The organism is Erwinia sp. 198 (assembly GCF_003937915.1).
Lineage (GTDB): Bacteria > Pseudomonadota > Gammaproteobacteria > Enterobacterales > Enterobacteriaceae > Erwinia > Erwinia aeris.
Map to the genome: position 1 here is coordinate 122,236 of NZ_RHUM01000013.1, position 16,837 is coordinate 139,072.

The following is a 16,837-nucleotide window of genomic DNA, read 5'->3' on the forward strand; positions in this document are numbered from 1 at the left end:
GTTCTACATTTTTACTTTTAATAATCAACAAATTAATTGGCTTTTTCCGCAACCTTGGCCGGTGGATTTAAAGGGAAGCATTAGTTTTTCAGGGGGTTTCTGAAGCTAAGGGGAAGATTTACAGAGGGAAATTTGGTGCTTGTGCTTGCGCACATGCGATGTATGATTTTACCCATCTCATTTATTGCCCTCCGTTTGCCGTTTCGACAGGCTGTCGACCGCATGCGGCAGGTAGTGTATTCAACGTTTTTCCGGAATTCCTATGTCTGACAAAAATTTTTCGCAAACGGCTGCCTTTATCTGGTCTGTCGCTGACCTACTGCGCGGTGATTTCAAACAGTCTCAGTATGGGCGAGTGATCCTGCCCTTTACGCTGTTGCGCCGTCTTGAGTGTGTGCTGGCGGAGACTAAAGACGCGGTGGTGGCGAAATATGATGAATTAAAAACCAGCCCGCTGCCGGAAGATGCGAAAGAGAAGTTTCTGCTGCGCACCAGCACATTTTCCTTCTTCAACACCTCGAAGATGGATTTGGGCAAAATGGGGCAGAATGACATCAAAGCCAACCTGGAAAGCTATGTGCAGGCGTTTTCACCGGATGCGCGTGAGATCTTCGAACACTTCAAATTCGGTGAGTTTGTCGGTCTGCTGGAAGATGCCAACCTGCTGTTTAAAGTGGTAAAGAAATTCGCTACCACCGATTTGAGCCCGAAAGCCATTTCCAACCATGATATGGGCCTGGTGTTTGAAGAGCTTATCCGTCGTTTTGCGGAAAGTTCCAACGAGACCGCCGGTGAACACTTTACGCCACGCGATATCGTACGCCTGACCACCTCGCTGGTGTTTATGGAAGATGATGAAGCGCTAACGCAGGACGGCATCATCCGCACCATTTACGACCCTACGGCCGGGACCGGTGGCTTCCTCTCTTCAGGCATGGAATATGTGCACGAGCTGAACCCTAACGCAGTGATGCGTGCCTTTGGCCAGGAGCTGAACCCGGAATCCTACGCTATCTGTAAAGCCGACATGCTGATCAAAGGTCAGGACGTCAGCCGCATTAAGCTGGGTAACACCCTCTCTAACGACCAGCTTCCGCAGGACCAGTTTGACTACATGCTTTCTAACCCACCGTTTGGCGTGGACTGGAAGAAGATTGAGGGTGAGATTAACGACGAGCATACGCAGAAGGGCTTTAACGGTCGCTTTGGCCCGGGCCTGCCGCGTGTTTCTGACGGCTCGCTGCTGTTCCTGATGCACCTGATCAGCAAAATGCGCGACAACCACAACGTGGATGGCACAGTGAGCAACGGCGGGCGTATCGGGATTATCCTTAACGGTTCCCCACTGTTTACCGGTGGTGCGGGCAGCGGTGAGAGCGAGATCCGTCGCTACATTCTGGAAGCCGATTTGCTGGAAGGGATTGTCGCGCTGCCGACGGACATGTTCTATAACACCGGTATTGCCACCTACGTCTGGATCCTCTCTAACAAGAAAGCGCCTGAGCGTAAAGGCAAAGTACAGTTGATCGACGGCAGCAACTTGTATATCAAGATGCGAAAATCTCTAGGCTCCAAGCGAAATCGAATAAACAAAGCTTATCGAAAAATCATTACTCAAACCTTCGGTGATTTTGAGGTGGTGGATGCCACAACCCTGGAAGAACTGGGTCTGGAAAAAGCTGCGGAGCAAAAATCCAGCCGTGGTCGTCAGCCTGCCTCTGCTAAAACCGAAGCGCCGAAAACCTTCGCCAGCAAGATCTTTAACAGCACCGATTTTGGCTATCGCCGCCTGACCATTGAACGCCCGCTGCGGTTATCTGCTCAAGTCACGGATGAGGCGATTGCGACTCTGCGCTTTGCGCCGAAGCCGTTTAATGCGCCAATGGAACGTCTGTATGAAGAGTTCGCAGCCCAATGGCAGGCGGATAACTACGGTGATTTCTCCGAACTGGAAGCCGATGCGCGCGCCATCATCAAAGCCGAATTTGCCGAGCTGAAAGAGAAGCAGATTAAAGACCTGCTCGACAGCAAACTGTGGCTGGCACAGCGCGGGTTGATGGAAAAAGCACAGCAGATTCAGACGGCTTTGGGTACGCAGGCGGGTGGTAAAATGCTGGTGAGCAACGACTTCAACCAGTTCCAGCTGACCCTGAAAGGGGCCATCAAAACAGCCGGCGTGAAGCTGGATGCGAAAGAGAACAAACAGTTTATCGAGGCTATCACAACGAAAAACCCGGAAGCAGAGCCGGTGGTGAAGAAGGTTCTGAAAGAAGCCGTTCAGCCGCTGTACGGGGCATTTGAGTACAAAGGCAAAGTGGTTGAGTTCGAACAGGACGGCGAGCTGCGTGATAATGAAAACGTGCCGCTGAATACAGCAGTATCCACCAGCGACCTGATTGAAAACTACTTCAAAGCGGAAGTACTTCCGCACGTGAATGACGCCTGGATCAACGCCGATAAGCGTGATGCGAAAGATGGTGAGGTGGGGATTGTTGGTTACGAGATTCCATTTAACCGCCATTTCTATGTCTATCAGCCACCGCGTCCGCTGGAAGAGATTGATGCCGATCTGGATGCGGTCAGCGCCGAGATTATGAAGCTGCTGCAGGAGGTCCATTCCTGATGGCTAAGTATAAAGCGTATCCGGAGTATAAGGATTCTGGGGTTGAGTGGTTGGGGACGATCCCAACATCATGGCAAATGTGGAAATTATCACATGCTTATGAAGTTATTGGTTCAGGGACAACCCCGACCTCGGATAATGAATCTTATTTTCAAGGAGATATACCATGGGTTACAACTGGTGAACTTCGAGAAAAAATTATTTATGACACTGATAAGAAGGTTAAGGAATCTACCTTACAGATTTTTTCTGCTTTAAAAATCCATCCAGCAGGCTCTGTAGTTATTGCTATGTATGGAGCAACAATTGGAAGATTAGGTATTCTTGGTGTTGATGCAACAACTAATCAAGCATGTTGCGTAATGACGAAGTCTAAAGTCATTAACAATCAATATCTTTATTTTTGGTTGCAGGCATATAGGACTGACATTATTCGTCTTTCCTCTGGTGGAGGGCAGCCTAATATAAATCAAGAAAAAGTTTCATCTTTGAAAGTGTCTGCCCCCGCATTAAACGACCAAGCATTTATCGTTGCCTTTTTAGATCACGAAACCGCAAAAATCGATAACCTAATCGAGAAGCAACAGCAACTGATTGAACTACTGAAAGAAAAACGTCAGGCAGTGATTAGCCATGCTGTCACCAAAGGGCTAAACCCTGGTGTGCCGATGAAAGATTCTGGTGTAGAGTGGTTGGGGGAAATCCCTAGCCATTGGGAAATGAAAAGGTTAGCTTATATTGGTAGTGCAAGAAATGGTCTAACTTATTCTCCAGAAAACATAACTGATCAAGAATCAGGTGTTTTAGTATTAAGGTCATCAAATATTCAAAACTCAAGCCTTTGCTTTGATGATAATGTCTACGTTGATAGTATCATCCCTGAACAATTTCTAGTAAAAGAAAATGATTTACTTATCTGCTCGAGAAATGGCAGCCGTAATTTAATCGGGAAAAATGCTCTTATTAGCAAAGATGCTGAAGGAATGGCATTTGGTGCTTTCATGGCTATATTCAGAAGTCAAATAAACACATACATTTTTTGGGTTTTAAATTCCCCGCTATTTGATTATCAGTCTGGATCTTTTTTAACTTCAACTATTAATCAGTTAACTATTGGTAACCTTAATAGCATGGAAATTCCAGTTCCCACGCTCGAGGAACAAAAAGAGATAGCGCGGTATCTCTCTAGAAAAAATGATGATTTTATCGCTTTGATTAATAAGGTAAAAAATAGCATTGCCTTACTCCAGGAACGCCGCACCGCCCTTATCTCCGCCGCCGTCACCGGAAAAATCGACGTCCGCGACTGGGTTGCGCCAGATACGCAGGACGTTGAGGAGCCACAGGAGGCCACCGCATGAGCATGGACAGCACCAAAGAGCTGATTTTCCAGAATGAGATAATCACTCAAATGGAGGGACAGGGCTGGGTTCGTGGCAAAACCGACGGCTACGATCGCGAACGTGCGCTGTATTCGCAGGATGCACTGACCTTCGTGCAGACCACGCAGCCGCAGGAATGGGAGAAGTTTGCCAAAATTTATCCCAGCGACACCGAGCGTCATTTCCTCGATACGCTGGTGGCGCAGCTGAAAAAAGCGGATATCAACGCCACCGATATGCTGTCGCGCACTTACGGTACGCTCGGCGTGCTGCGTCATGGCATCAAAAGCCATAATGCGCGTTTTTCCCTGTGCCAGTTTAAGCCGGAACATAACCTCAATCCGGAAACCTTGACGCGCTACAAACATAATATCTGCCGCATCGTGCCGGAGCTGGTTTACAGCCCACATGCGTCGAGCGCCGCATTTGAAGAAACGGGCGTTAAGGCGAAGAAATGGCGAATCGACCTGGTGTTGTTCGTTAATGGCCTGCCAATAGCGACCCTGGAACTGAAGTCTGAATTTAAGCAGACAGTGCAAAACGCCATTACGCAGTATAAGAAAACGCGTTTGCCAAAGGACCCGGGCACTAATAAACCCGAGCCGCTGCTGACCTTTAAACGTGGCGCGCTGGTGCACTTTGCCGTCAGCCAGTACGAAGTGTTTATGGCGACCAAACTCGATGGCGATAAAACTTTCTTCCTGCCGTTTAACAAAGGGACTCATGACGGCGGCGCGGGCAATGACATCCCGGAAGATGCTAACGACTACGCCACCAGCTACCTGTGGAATGAGGTGCTGCTGCCGGACAATTTGCTGAAAATTCTCGCCAGTTTTGTGCATCTGCAAATCGTCGAAAAAGAAAACGCCATTGGCCTGAAGTACAAAAGCGAGAGCCTGATTTTCCCGCGCTATCACCAGTGGGATGTGGTGAACAAACTGATTACCGCCGCAACGGTGGAAGGCACCGGCTATAAATATTTGATCCAGCACAGTGCGGGATCGGGCAAATCGAACTCTATCGCCTGGGCGGCCCACCAGCTTTCCCGTCTCTATGATGAAAATGGCGAGAAGCAGTTCCACTCGGTTATTGTGGTGACGGACCGCACCGTGCTGGACGATCAGCTGCAGGACACCATCTATCAGTTTGAGCATCAGGATGGTGTGGTCGGGCGTATCAATAACAAAGAAGGCGACGGTTCAAAATCAGAGAAGCTGGCGAGTGCGCTGGAAAACTCGCAACCGATCATTATCGTCACCATTCAGACCTTCCCGTTTGTCCTGAAGGCGATTGAAAACAGCGTCAGCCTCAAGCAGCGCAAATACGCTGTGATAGCCGATGAAGCGCACTCCTCGCAGAGCGGTTCTACGGCGCGGCAGCTGAAAGAAGTGCTGATGACTGAAGAGGCGGATGACGATGTGGAAATGTCTTCAGAGGATATTCTGGACGCCACCGTTGCCGCACGTAAAGGCAGCAGCAACCTCAACTATTACGCCTTCACCGCCACGCCAAAAGCCAAAACACTGGAGCTGTTTGGCCGTCGTCCTAATCCGCAGGAACCGGCGTCCAAAACTAACAAACCGGAAGCGTTCCACGTTTACTCCATGCGTCAGGCCATCGAAGAGGGCTTTATTCTTGATGTGCTGAAGAACTACACCAACTACAAAGTGGCGTATAAGCTGCTGCAAAAGCTGGACGATCCTGACCGGGAAGTGGACAGCAAAAAAGCCAAAATCAAACTGAACCAGTGGGTCTCGCTGCACGATCATAACGTGTCGCAGAAAGTGAAGGTAATTGTTGAGCACTTCCGCAAGCATGTGATGCATTTACTGGCTGGCCAGGCGAAAGCTATGGTGGTGACCAGTTCGCGTAAGGCTGCGGTGCGCTACAAGCTGGCGTTTGATAAATACATCGCCCGGCACAACTACGACAAGATCAGCGCAATGGTGGCGTTCTCCGGGGAAGTAGAATTCCATGAAGATGACCACAACAGCCTTGCGCTGCTTAACCAGAAGTTCACTGAAATCAATATGAACCCAGGCCTCAAAGGCCGCGACATGCGCAAAGCATTTGATACCGACGACTACCAGGTGATGCTGGTGGCCAACAAATTCCAGACCGGTTTTGACCAGCCTAAGCTCTGTGCCATGTATGTGGATAAAAAACTGGGCGGCGTGGAGTGTGTGCAGACGCTGTCGCGCCTGAATCGTACCTATCCGGGGAAGGCACAGTCCGGAACCTTTGTGCTCGATTTCTACAACGAACCTGACGAAATTTTGGGGGCTTTCCAGCCGTACTACCAGACGGCGGAACTAACGGATGTTAGCGATCCGCAGCTCGTTTTTGAACTGTTTGAAAAGCTGCGTACCAACGGTATTTTCCTGTGGAAAGAAGTCGAGCAGTTCTGCGAAGCATTCTTCAGCAAAAACAAATCTAACGCGGCTATTAGTAATATCTGCAAACCTGCGGTGGATCGCTGGAAAAACCGCTACACCTCGGCGATTGATGCGTATGTGCTGGCCAAAGAAATGTTTGAGCGCACCAAGAAGACTGGCGATGTTGTGCTGATCACCAATGCGGAAAACACCTTTAAGGACTGCGAGAAAGAAAAAAGTAAGCTGGATATCTTCAAAAAAGATCTCGGCAGCTTTGTCCGCTTTTACGAGTTTATGTCGCAAATCGTCGATTACGACGACAAGAACCTGGAGAAGCTGAGCCTGTTTGCACGCCATCTGCGCCCGTTACTGCATGAACAGCGTATCGAAGAAGATGAGATTGATTTAAGCAGCGTGGAGATGAGTCATTATCGCCTGTCGAAGCTTCACGAACAGCACCTGAAGCTGCAAGAGGATGCTGAAGAATACAAAATCAAGCCGGGGAATGATGTCGGTACGGCGAAGCCGAAGGACAAGAAAGAAGAGTTTCTGTCGAATATTCTGTCTCGCCTTAATGAGCTATTTGTCACCGATAATCTCACCGATAAAGACATGATCAATTATGCCTTCGCGGTGCGCGACAAGCTGTCAGAAAACCAGGCTGTGATGACCCAGATTGCGAATAATACGCGCGAACAGGCGATGTTAGGTGATTTTCCGAAAGCCATTGATGATGCCGTTATGGACAGCAACGAAGCCCAGCAGGAGATGATGGTGCAATATCTCTCCAATCCTGAACTGGCGAAGGGCTTTGCTCGGGTGGTGTTTGATATGTTGAAAGGGGCTTGAAATCTAAGGCTGGGCTCAGCCTTAATCAACTCTTTAAGCTCATTCGTTGATGTGCTGCTAACGGCTTCTGGTCAATGGTTTGATGTAGCATATCAACGAAAAATCGTTCTAGCGTTATACGCTTACTGATATTCAATTCATGATCATTGCGTTGTTTACCGTTTGACGCTTTTGATCATTATCCAGTGATCAGAATTCATGATCATATTCTTCAGCGATGTCTTGAAAAATCACATCCAGGGTTTAATCAACATTGGGTCAAAAAGCCCGATGGGAAAGTTAAACAGATACTGGCGGGCCGTAGTAACGTTCAAACCGTAGAAACCTGCATACTCTCTGACGTTACAATGTCTCAGCCATGCATCACTGTAATAGTTATCAAAATGCTGAGCCCAGATATCACTCATTGGCTGTCGCGACAACTGACGATGCGCTGTACGTTGAGGAAGCTGGTGCTCAGAAATATATTCCTGAACCGTAAGCCGCCGCTGCTGGTGGAACTGTCGACGATGATGAACCCAAAACAGCACACGGATTGCCGCGCCACCGCATTTATGCAAGTTGTCATACATCACACGTTGAGGGAGCTTACGCGCTTGTGCATATTGCTGCTGCGTTATGCCACTTAAAATTGCTTCGCGACGATAATTTTGTTTGTGGTAAGCCCATTGGATGCGCCACGTATCGCTCCAGAAGTTGTAGTCCTTGTAATGCACGTCGCACTCTATGGCAGGCAACAGGAAAAGCTCAAACAACTCATCCAGCGTTGCAGGCAGAGCATGCAGGTGCTTCTTTCTTTGCAGACGCTGTTCATCAGTTAGTGGCACAATCTCGATACCCGGGAAAGATACCTTGGTGACCTTTGCTATCCTACTGACTAAGATAATTTACTTTTTCTTGTTTTTTGCATCTGTCTCTTTTCAGCCCGCAATTGATGAAGATCAGTCACGTCGCGTTCAAGCAGGATAATCGTTTCCCGAAGATTTTTCAGGCATTGCTCTTCAATCATTGGAAAACATCCTTCCGCTGGCCAGAATAGCGGGATCTTACTTTCGACCAACCTCAAAAGCTCCGGTGCTTTTGGCAGTAAACCCTTTGCAGAAGTGAGTCTGTTTTTGTCGTACAAACTGGCTATAACAGCGATGAAAAACTCTTCCCGTTTAGCTGCATAAGTTTCGGCTTTTTCTATAGGGGCAGCCAGACGTTTTTCCAGCGCCTCAATTTTTTCTTTAAGTGACAGATTTTCATTTTTTAGGTCCGAGATATTTTGTTCACACATCGGTGCTTCTGGCCTTGCAGTATCAAGCTGAACTCCAGGCGCGTCAGCAATTTCTGTCCGCAGAAAACCACACTCGGCCAGCCTGTCAGTATTCATGACATCATCACTTACCGCCCGCAGTGCCGCCTCGGCATTAGCCCGAAATCCGCCCCGGCGATAAATGGCAGGACAGGAGCGGCCTGAAAATCACTGTTACAGCGGTTGCCTTTAACCGGGTGACGTTTATCCGGGACGGGTACGAATATCCCTGCACCTGCACGCCGGATCGGCTGCGGCGGGAATTTATTCCGCTGGCCACCAGCACGGAAAATCTTTCTGCCTGGCGGGCCAGCAATCACCCGCTGGAGAAAACAAAAAAATTACGGGAATTAATCCTCAATAGTCGCCGGGGGCAACCATGAAAATTGATTATCAGGATTATGGCTCAGTCGCCTGTATCACCCTTCGTGCTTTCCTGACCGAAGGGCGACGCCTGGACTGTGCTGTGGATGCGGCGGCGCTGTCTGCTGAAGTGGTCGTTACCAGCACCGGGGTATTACTGAGAACGGCCACCATAACCGGCAGGACGCCAGCGGCAATGCGGTCGTATAAGGCGGTTATCCGGAGCGTTAAGCGATGAAATCTGCACCGAACGTTAAGCACCTGCCCAAAGATAAACTCACTGAGGCGGTTATTTTTGCCGGTGCGGATGCCTGGAGCCACGCCAGCGCGTGGGAAGAGGATTACGGCAAAAAGATAGCCGGAGACACCATTCCGCCGATATATCTGGGGCCAAAGCAACTGGCGGAGCTGGATAACCTGCGCATTATCGACAGGGGCCGCCGCGCCGCCCGCGTCTATCTGGCTGGTGAGATTGAGCCGATCATGATTAACGCCATTGGTGAAAAGCTGGCGCTGGAAGGGGTACAGAATGCGGCCCTGTACAAAGGGATCACCGACCAGCAGCCGGAGGACTGGCGGGAATATTTAGCCAGGGTGCGTGAGCAGTCCGAACGCGGCGAAAGCCTGGTTGACGATATGCGCAAAGCAACCGGCAATCGTGCGCCGCTGGACGAGCTGGCCCCTCGCGTGGAGGCCCGCGCTGGTGGTCTGTACTGGGTTACTCCCAAAATTGATAAATCCGGAGAGCTTCAGCGCCCCGGCCAGTGGTTATGCGGCAGGGTGGATGTGTTGGGGACCGGCGTGGGTGACGGTACTGATTTTGTTGTTTTGCGCTGGCAGCCACCCGGCAACCGTCCGGAACGAACTGAAGCTATCGCAGCGGGTGATATCGGCAATCGTGAGGGTTGGTCACGCCTGAGCAATCGCGGACTACGTATCACGGCCAAAACCCATCTTCGTGCCATTCTGGCCGACCATCTTACGGACAGCGACAACGGGGAGCTGTGGAGCGTTGCCACGGTCCGGCTGGCAGCACGGCGTTTACGTCATGCCAGACGGGGAAATCATCGGCGACAGTGAAAAGCGCGTGATATTGCACGGACGCAGTGCCACGGCTTCCGGTTATACCGTGGCGGGAACCGCACAGAGCTGGCGTGAAAATGTGGCCGCGCTGGTGGCGGGCAATCCGTCGATGATGCTGGGCGTTGCTGCTGCGCTGGCGGCTCCGCTAATCGGACTGGCAGGGGCTGACGGGTTCGGTGTGCATTTCTTCCAGCAGTCCAGCTCAGGTAAAACCACCACGGCCAGTATTGCCAGCAGCCTTTACGGCAACCCGGATATGTTGCGCCTGACGTGGTACGGCACGGCGCTGGGTATTGCCAATGAAGCACAGGCACACCATGACGGCCTGCTGGCGCTGGATGAAGTTGGACAGGGAGCAGACCCCAAATCAGTGGCCACCTCGGCCTACACGCTGTTCAACGGTTCAGGAAAACTACAGGGGGCAAGAGACGGCGGCAACCGGGAATTAAAACGCTGGCGCACCGTTACCATAAGCACCGGAGAAATGGACATTGAAACCTATCTGCTGAGCCACGGCATCAGGCCCAAAGCGGGGCAACTGGTACGCCTGCTTAACGTTCCTCTGGTAAAGGCCACGGTGTTACATGGCCTGCCATCAGGTAAGGCCCATGCTGATGCCCTGCGTGATGCGTGGTTGCTCCACCACGGCGCGGCGGGGCGTGAATGGGTGCGCTGGCTTGCAGTCCACCAGCAGGAAGCTCGGGAAGCCACAGGCGCAGCGCGGGAACGCTGGCGCGGTCTTATCCCTGAAAGTTACGGGGAGCAGGTTCACCGTGTCGGAGAACGCTTTGCCGTGATGGAGGCCGCATTGCTGCTGGCAGGCCATATCACCGGCTGGGATGCGCAGTCGTGCCGGAATGCCGTTCAGCACAGCTTTAACGCCTGGGTGGCCGAGTTTGGCACCGGCAACAAAGAGCACCAGCAGATTATTGAGCAGGCCGGAGCGTTTCTTAATGCCTGGGGTATGAGCCGGTTTGCCCCGCTGGATTATGACCCGAGAGATTTGCCGATCCCCGAACTGATGGGGTATCGCGATAACAGTGGTCGGTACGACGATCCCATGTTGTTTTACGTTCTCCCCGCGCCGTTTAAAAAATTTGTTGCCGGGAGTCACAACAAAGACGCCACCGCGCGGATACTCCATGAAGCAGGAATGCTCAAAAAACCTGCCAGCGGTAAAAACTGGCAGATAAGAACACCGCGCTTGAAGCACCTTAACAATGCCCGCGTGTGGACTTATGTCTTGCTGTTCGCACCTGAAACGGAGGAAAGCGAAATCGAATAACCATACGTGCGCATAAAACGACTTATCCCACTTATCCCGGACATACTTACTGATAACTAACTTATTGTAATTTAAAAAGGTGATTAGTTTTACCGGGATAAAAGTGGGACAGATTGAGGGCTTTTTGGGATAAGTCAGGGCAATTCCGGGACAAGTTTACCTCTCGTGGTCACCGGGACAAGCCGAAAACGAGCCAATTTATCCCAAAATGAGGGCGACTTATCCCGAAAATAAAAATTTATTTAAATTAAATTAATCATTTATAACGTTTGGGATAAATGGGACAGGTGGGATAAGCTTGTTTGTATATCTATAGAGGTTTTCAAGAGTAAACGGCGGCAATCTGGCTGGCCGTTAATGCAGTACTCTAACGGCTAATCGCTGATGGCTCGATGACTGGCCGATACCGGATCGAATCAAAGGATGTGCAGAAGTACGCAAGGTAGCACTGAACCCGCTAATTTTTCCGGTGCGCATCGGTTGCAAAGTTGAGTTGGGCGGGCTACCAAATGCAGCTCCCGGCAGTGGCAGAAATTGGGGCAAAAAGTGGGGCAAAACTGCGGTATCGATTCGTAATATTTTGCCCCAAAAACTGCGAATGAAAATTGCGAATCAAACTGCGAATTTATCCCGGCCAGGGTAGGCAGAAAAGCCGCATGAGCTCTTGTTTTGCTCATGATGGATATATAGATTTATTAAGGTTTACAGCCATTGCACTTGCTAAGAAATGCTAAGGTTTTTTTCCCCCAGTTACTGCGAAAAGTTTCCACCAGCGATATACAGATTTATACAGGTTTTTCGCAGGCCGATTCGCACTTTTCGCCCCTAAGATTTGTGAGCCAATAAACTGGCCTGCATTGCGACAAATTGCGACAAATTGCGACAAATTGCGACATTTTCCCGGCGTTCGAAGCGGTCCCGATAGTAAGAAATGGTAAGGTTGTGGCACATCCGATCTTTAATAATCTTAAGGTTCATGCCTTCCCGCAGTTCGTACAGCACTGAGGATGCACCAGCGCGGCCTAAACAGTATTACTGGCATCAGCGCATAAGGCGTGCGTTGGCGGCAAATAGCGACAAATATAGACGTTTTCCCCGATACGGACCCCTCTGATGTATGCAAATGTTAACGTTTATACGGCTGCTGAATGTGAGTGGCCGGGTGGGGGAAAACTTCAGCAGCACACAACCTGTGGACCGCCCGCCCCGGTTTATGTGCTCAACCGCGTATTGAAATGTTTTTTCTTGGGGAGGGGGAGATCGGATTTCTACAGCTCAACGTACCCCGGACTGCTCGCCCCGACAGATTTTTACGCGCCGAAAAAAAGAAACTTTTTTCCGCCATGCAACGCATGTTGATCAGGGGCTTATTTGGGTAAAATCGTGCGCTCTTCCGGTTGTGATCGAAAGCAAATTATTCCCGCCGCCGAACACGTAGAACCGGCCTTCAGTGGCGTATACATAAAGGCCGACAGTGAAGCGAAGTTATATACTCAAAATTGGGGGGAGTTATCTATCTGCACCATCACCACATTAGTTTTCGGTACCGCGCTAACGGTCACAGTTTCGGCAGGATTGTTTCCTTTCCAACATTCTCCTTCTACTGAACAGGTCTCTTGTCTAATGTAGCCCTTAGACACCAGATAAGCGCTGACCTTATCGGTATCATTTGTATTGTAAAAAGTAACCGAGTATATAAGTGATCCTGGACCAGCCACGTTATAAAAATCAAACTCATACCTATCAGATATTCTCGGGATTTTCTTCAAAAGATCCGGGGTGTAGAACTTATATTCTCGACTATCCTGTTCGAGGTAATGGGCACTGCCAGCCAGCTCCATTCTAATCGCTGGCAACCAGTAAGCAAAAACGCCTGCTATGATGGCAATAATGGTCAATATGATTGTATGTGGCCTTCTCATACAATTAGATCCTTTCTCTTACCGTCTTGTATGAAAGAACCGTCCATACTTGCGATAGCAACGTTTCGTGATTTCCAATCTTTATAGGGTTGGATAGTCTGCATGAAGTTAGGCAATTGGCCTAAGCGAGGTCTGGCGTTAGGGAATCGCTCCGGATCAGGAAATAACAGTGGCCGGAAAGTTTCATTTTTCCATGCTCCAATTTTCCCGTAATAATCCCATCTTTTTAATGCTTCAATTTTGCTGACTGGGCGCAGCATTTCAAAGGGATTTTGAATTGAGACAACGCGGTAAAAGCCCAGCAAATCCGACACCAGGTCTTCTCCACTGAATCCGCTATCAGTCACCAGATTGTTAGGGAATGCCCCCTGAAATGCTTCAAAACCCCGCGCCATCGTCATCATCATTGCAAGGGCGATGCTTTTACGTTCGTGATGCGGACGCCCCTTACGTATGCGCCATCTGATAAATTTTCCTACCCGGATAATCTGGAGTGGAGACACCATAGACTGTGCATAAGTGACCTCGTAGCAATCTGTACTCATTGCTTCACCTGCGTCGAATTTTTGCATCAGTATCCTGATATCATCTCCCCTCGCATGACCAAGATCAATCCATCCCAAGACTTCTGTGTATACCAAACCACCTCGCGCACTTGCTGCCTGCGAACCATCAATTATTTCGTTACGTTTACTCATCCTTGATTCCCTTTCTGTTTGAAATTACATCACTTGGTGATTCATGGTGAATAATACGCCACCAGAGATTAAGAGCAATTGTGGGATTTACTGATTTGTCGCTGGCTTGATAATTCTTGAATTTAGTGCTGATTAGAGAGAAAGGCACCTGCCATAAAGCGAAGTTTCACTGGCTTGGGATTTGCCAGTGTGCGGGCGCTGAAGGTTTTCCAGGCATCACTACGCGCGCGTAGGAAGGTTTTCTTTGCATCACACGCGCGCGTGAACTACAGCAGGACCGGGAGGGTAGAGTGAGGTTTACCTGTATCGCTACGTGAGCGCAAAATAACTGACTCATGCACAACATGAGGTTTTTACCGTGCCCTTATGCTGTATTTTGAAAACACCCCATGCAATACACATCCAAGCAAAAAATCTGACTCAGGAGAACGGATCGATGAGAGGCATCATGTGCAAGATTGTGAGAGAAGAGACCAGGATGAAGTATCCGCGTATTTCTGAAGAGATGCTGGAAAAGCTGTTAAAGCACTCCCTGTGCAAACGGGCAGGGAAACCATCGCGAAGGGCGGCTTCTCCCCGGCAGGCTTCATCCAGAGGGGGATGGTAAGGCAAACCGGCAAGGCCAATGAACAACCATAATGCACCATGCTTACCGTTTGAAAATATCCCCGGCATATCCCCGAAAAAACAAAAGGGCCTGCATTTTCATGCAAGCCCTTGATTTTTTTGGTGGCCCCTGCTGGACTTGAACCAGCGACCAAGCGATTATGAGTCGCCTGCTCTAACCACTGAGCTAAGGGGCCTGTGGCGCGGGATTATAAAGTAACTTGCGGATGCAATCCAGCTATCCACCACTGTTTGTCTGTTTTTTAGGCATCAGGTTAAATGTAGAAATGATTGAATAACAAACTATTATCCTGCCCCTTGCCCCTTGCCCCTTGCCCCTTGCCACCTGCCACCTGCCACCTGCCACCTGCCACCTGCCACCTGCCACCTGCCACCCGCCATCTGCCACCTGCCATCTGCCATCTGCCACCAGCATCCTGCACCTGACTATTCTCTTCTCTGAATCGGGTTGTATTTGGTTCAGCAACCTGGCTAATCTGTTCTTCATCCTGTCCGGCAAGTCGTTAACAAAAGCGCGGGCCGTTATGTTCATCCCCTACAGAGACTGACCGTGGCCGATAATCTTTCTTCATCTGAACGCCGTAGGCGAAAAATGGCGGCATTAATAAACCGGCTGGCGCCCGGTAATGGTTACACCCAATCAGCTTTGGAAGAGGTGCGGCTGCTGCGTTCTGATGTACCGCTGGAGAGCACGCCGGTGCTGTATGAGCCTTCCATCGTTATCGTCTGCCAGGGACGCAAGCGGGGTTTTCTGGGCAACAGCGTTTATATCTACGATGCTCAGCAGTTTCTGGTGGTGGCCGTGCCGTTGCCTTTTATCAGCCAGACAGAGGCCTCAAAGGAAGAACCGATGCTGGCCGTAGCGCTGCGCCTCGATTTACAGGTGCTCGCAGATTTGCTGGTTACGCTGCAGCTGCCGTTTGCGGCAGATGCGGAGCCGGTAAGTATGCTGTCCACGCCGCTTGATGAGCGTCTGGGAGACAGCGTGTTACGCCTGCTTGAAGCGCTACAGTCGCCGCAGGAGACCCAGGTTCTTGCGCCAGGCCTGCTGCGTGAAATTTACTATCGCGTATTGGTCAGCGAGCAGGGCGCTGCGCTGCGGGCCGCATTAACGAATCAGGGATACTTTGCGCAAATCGCGCGCGCGTTACAGATAATGCAAACCCGCTATCGGCAGCATATGGAAGTCGCCGACCTGGCGCGGGAAGTGGGAATGAGCAGCGCGAATTTCCATGCGCGTTTTAAGGCCGTTACGCAAAGTTCGCCAATGCAGTATCTCAAGTCTTTGCGCCTGCATCAGGCCAGGCTGTTGATGGTGCGACAGGGGTTTTCTGCCGCTGCGGCCTCGGCAGAGACGGGCTATGAAAGCCCGTCGCAGTTCAGCCGCGAGTTTAAGCGCTTTTTTGGCCGCAGCCCGCAGCAGGAGGCGCAGTATATGCAGGAAATATTACGGCTGGAGCCGGCTTGCAGCCTGGCCGGGTCATATCAGTAGGGACTGGCGGTAGGGCGGATCACCAGCTCGCTGACATCCACTTCATCAGGTTGGGCAATAACCCAGGCGATAGCATGGGCTACAGCGTCGGCATCAAGCGCCACGCGCCGATACGCTTTCATCGCCTCACGAGCGGACGCGTCACTAATCGTCTCCGCCAGTTCGGAGGTCACCACGCCGGGGGAAACAACCGTCACCCGTAATCTATCCGTTTCCTGCCGCAGCCCGTCTGAGATCGCCCGTACGGCGAATTTCGTCGCGCAATAAACCGCTGCGGTAGGGGAAACGCTCAAACCACCAATGGAAGAAATATTGATAATATGGCCATGCTGCTGCTGTTCCATTACCGGTTGGGCCGCGGCGATGCCGTGCAGGACGCCCCGGATATTCACGTCGATCATCTGATCCCACTCATCCACCCTGCGCGCCGACAGGGGCGAAAGCGGCATCACGCCAGCGTTATTAATCATGACGTCCAGCCCGCCAAAATGCTGCTGCGCCGCAGCGACAAACGCTTCAACTTGTTCCGGGCGGGTAACGTCCAGCGCCATTGAATGCGCTTCGCCACCGGCCTCGCGGATCTCCTCGACCAGCGCTGTCAGGCGATCCACACGTCGGGCGCCGAGCATGACGCGAGCGCCTTTAGCGGCCAGCAGGCGAGCGGTTGCTTCGCCAATACCGCTGCTGGCGCCAGTAATAGCAACAATTTTATTTTTCAGTTCAGACACGGAAACCTCCAGTAAGAGAACGGCTGAACGGCATCTCCGTCAGCAGTCATCAGCGTAAGCGGGTTGCCGTGCAGGAAAAATAGCCGTGGCTTTTTAAAGCTTGCCCGATCCTC

Annotated in this window: 11 protein-coding genes, 1 tRNA gene and 1 pseudogene; 7 read left to right on the forward strand and 6 right to left on the reverse strand. The window is 50.7% G+C overall.

From position 1 onward, the window contains the following. Nucleotides 1–262 precede the first annotated feature (262 nt). Genes EGK14_RS17640 through EGK14_RS17650 form a run of 3 tightly spaced genes read left to right on the forward strand, consistent with a single transcriptional unit; the run spans nucleotide 263 to nucleotide 7,229 of the window. A complete protein-coding gene (locus EGK14_RS17640) occupies nucleotides 263–2,623 on the forward strand; it encodes a class I SAM-dependent DNA methyltransferase (RefSeq protein ID WP_125290402.1) in 2,361 nt (786 codons plus the stop codon). Then, nucleotides 2,623–3,984 (forward strand): restriction endonuclease subunit S, encoded by a 1,362-nt coding sequence (locus EGK14_RS17645; RefSeq protein WP_125290403.1) that lies wholly within the window; start codon nucleotides 2,623–2,625, stop codon nucleotides 3,982–3,984. Before EGK14_RS17640 ends, EGK14_RS17645 begins: the two co-directional genes overlap by 1 nt. Then, nucleotides 3,981–7,229, forward strand: coding sequence for a type I restriction endonuclease subunit R (locus tag EGK14_RS17650; RefSeq protein ID WP_125290404.1), 3,249 nt, complete (start codon nucleotides 3,981–3,983; stop codon nucleotides 7,227–7,229). The genes EGK14_RS17645 and EGK14_RS17650 overlap by 4 nt, the downstream gene beginning before the upstream one ends. Before the next feature lie 230 nt (nucleotides 7,230–7,459). Here the strand turns inward: EGK14_RS17650 and EGK14_RS17655 are convergent, their stop codons facing one another. Continuing rightward, entirely contained in the window at nucleotides 7,460–8,056 is a 597-nt protein-coding gene (locus tag EGK14_RS17655) for a hypothetical protein (protein WP_125290405.1), read from the reverse strand. Nucleotides 8,057–8,106: 50 nt separating this feature from the next. Further along, entirely contained in the window at nucleotides 8,107–8,604 is a 498-nt protein-coding gene (locus tag EGK14_RS17660) for a hypothetical protein (protein WP_125290406.1), read from the reverse strand. 47 nt (nucleotides 8,605–8,651) lie between these two features. Between EGK14_RS17660 and EGK14_RS17665 the strand changes: the two genes are divergently transcribed. From EGK14_RS17665 to EGK14_RS17675, 3 genes and pseudogenes are all read left to right on the forward strand, one after another. Next, nucleotides 8,652–8,909 (forward strand): DUF4222 domain-containing protein, encoded by a 258-nt coding sequence (locus EGK14_RS17665; protein WP_125290427.1) that lies wholly within the window; start codon nucleotides 8,652–8,654, stop codon nucleotides 8,907–8,909. After that, a complete protein-coding gene (locus EGK14_RS17670; RefSeq protein WP_125290407.1) occupies nucleotides 8,906–9,127 on the forward strand; it encodes a hypothetical protein in 222 nt (73 codons plus the stop codon). Before EGK14_RS17665 ends, EGK14_RS17670 begins: the two co-directional genes overlap by 4 nt. Further along, nucleotides 9,124–11,257: pseudogene (locus EGK14_RS17675) on the forward strand (DUF927 domain-containing protein). Before EGK14_RS17670 ends, EGK14_RS17675 begins: the two are co-directional and overlap by 4 nt. Nucleotides 11,258–12,750: 1,493 nt before the next feature. On the opposite strand, the gene EGK14_RS17680 reads toward EGK14_RS17675, so the two are convergent. From EGK14_RS17680 to EGK14_RS17690, 3 genes are all read right to left on the reverse strand, one after another. Beyond that, nucleotides 12,751–13,179, reverse strand: a complete 429-nt coding sequence (locus EGK14_RS17680; RefSeq protein ID WP_125290408.1) for a hypothetical protein — start codon at nucleotides 13,177–13,179, stop codon at nucleotides 12,751–12,753. Next, nucleotides 13,176–13,877, reverse strand: coding sequence for a hypothetical protein (locus EGK14_RS17685; protein WP_125290409.1), 702 nt, complete (start codon nucleotides 13,875–13,877; stop codon nucleotides 13,176–13,178). The genes EGK14_RS17680 and EGK14_RS17685 overlap by 4 nt, the downstream gene beginning before the upstream one ends. A gap of 727 nt (nucleotides 13,878–14,604) precedes the next feature. Continuing rightward, nucleotides 14,605–14,680 (reverse strand) — tRNA-Ile (locus EGK14_RS17690). 416 nt (nucleotides 14,681–15,096) lie between these two features. Here EGK14_RS17690 and EGK14_RS17695 point away from each other — a divergent pair. Next, nucleotides 15,097–15,996, forward strand: coding sequence for an AraC family transcriptional regulator (locus EGK14_RS17695; RefSeq protein ID WP_125290410.1), 900 nt, complete (start codon nucleotides 15,097–15,099; stop codon nucleotides 15,994–15,996). Here the strand turns inward: EGK14_RS17695 and EGK14_RS17700 are convergent. Next, entirely contained in the window at nucleotides 15,990–16,724 is a 735-nt protein-coding gene (locus EGK14_RS17700; protein ID WP_125290411.1) for an SDR family oxidoreductase, read from the reverse strand. The two genes, EGK14_RS17695 and EGK14_RS17700, sit on opposite strands and share 7 nt — an antisense overlap. Nucleotides 16,725–16,837: the final 113 nt, after the last annotated feature.

Excerpts from the sequence above, each read along its gene's own strand:
- EGK14_RS17640 (WP_125290402.1), top strand. The coding sequence starts at position 263 with ATGTCTGACAAAAATTTTTCGCAAACGGCTGCCTTTATCTGGTCTGTC.
- EGK14_RS17645 (WP_125290403.1), top strand. The coding sequence starts at position 2,623 with ATGGCTAAGTATAAAGCGTATCCGGAGTATAAGGATTCTGGGGTTGAG.
- EGK14_RS17650 (WP_125290404.1), top strand. The coding sequence starts at position 3,981 with ATGAGCATGGACAGCACCAAAGAGCTGATTTTCCAGAATGAGATAATC.
- EGK14_RS17660 (WP_125290406.1), bottom strand. The coding sequence starts at position 8,604 with ATGAATACTGACAGGCTGGCCGAGTGTGGTTTTCTGCGGACAGAAATT.
- EGK14_RS17670 (WP_125290407.1), top strand. The coding sequence starts at position 8,906 with ATGAAAATTGATTATCAGGATTATGGCTCAGTCGCCTGTATCACCCTT.
- EGK14_RS17680 (WP_125290408.1), bottom strand. The coding sequence starts at position 13,179 with ATGAGAAGGCCACATACAATCATATTGACCATTATTGCCATCATAGCA.
- EGK14_RS17685 (WP_125290409.1), bottom strand. The coding sequence starts at position 13,877 with ATGAGTAAACGTAACGAAATAATTGATGGTTCGCAGGCAGCAAGTGCG.
- EGK14_RS17695 (WP_125290410.1), top strand. The coding sequence starts at position 15,097 with ATGGCGGCATTAATAAACCGGCTGGCGCCCGGTAATGGTTACACCCAA.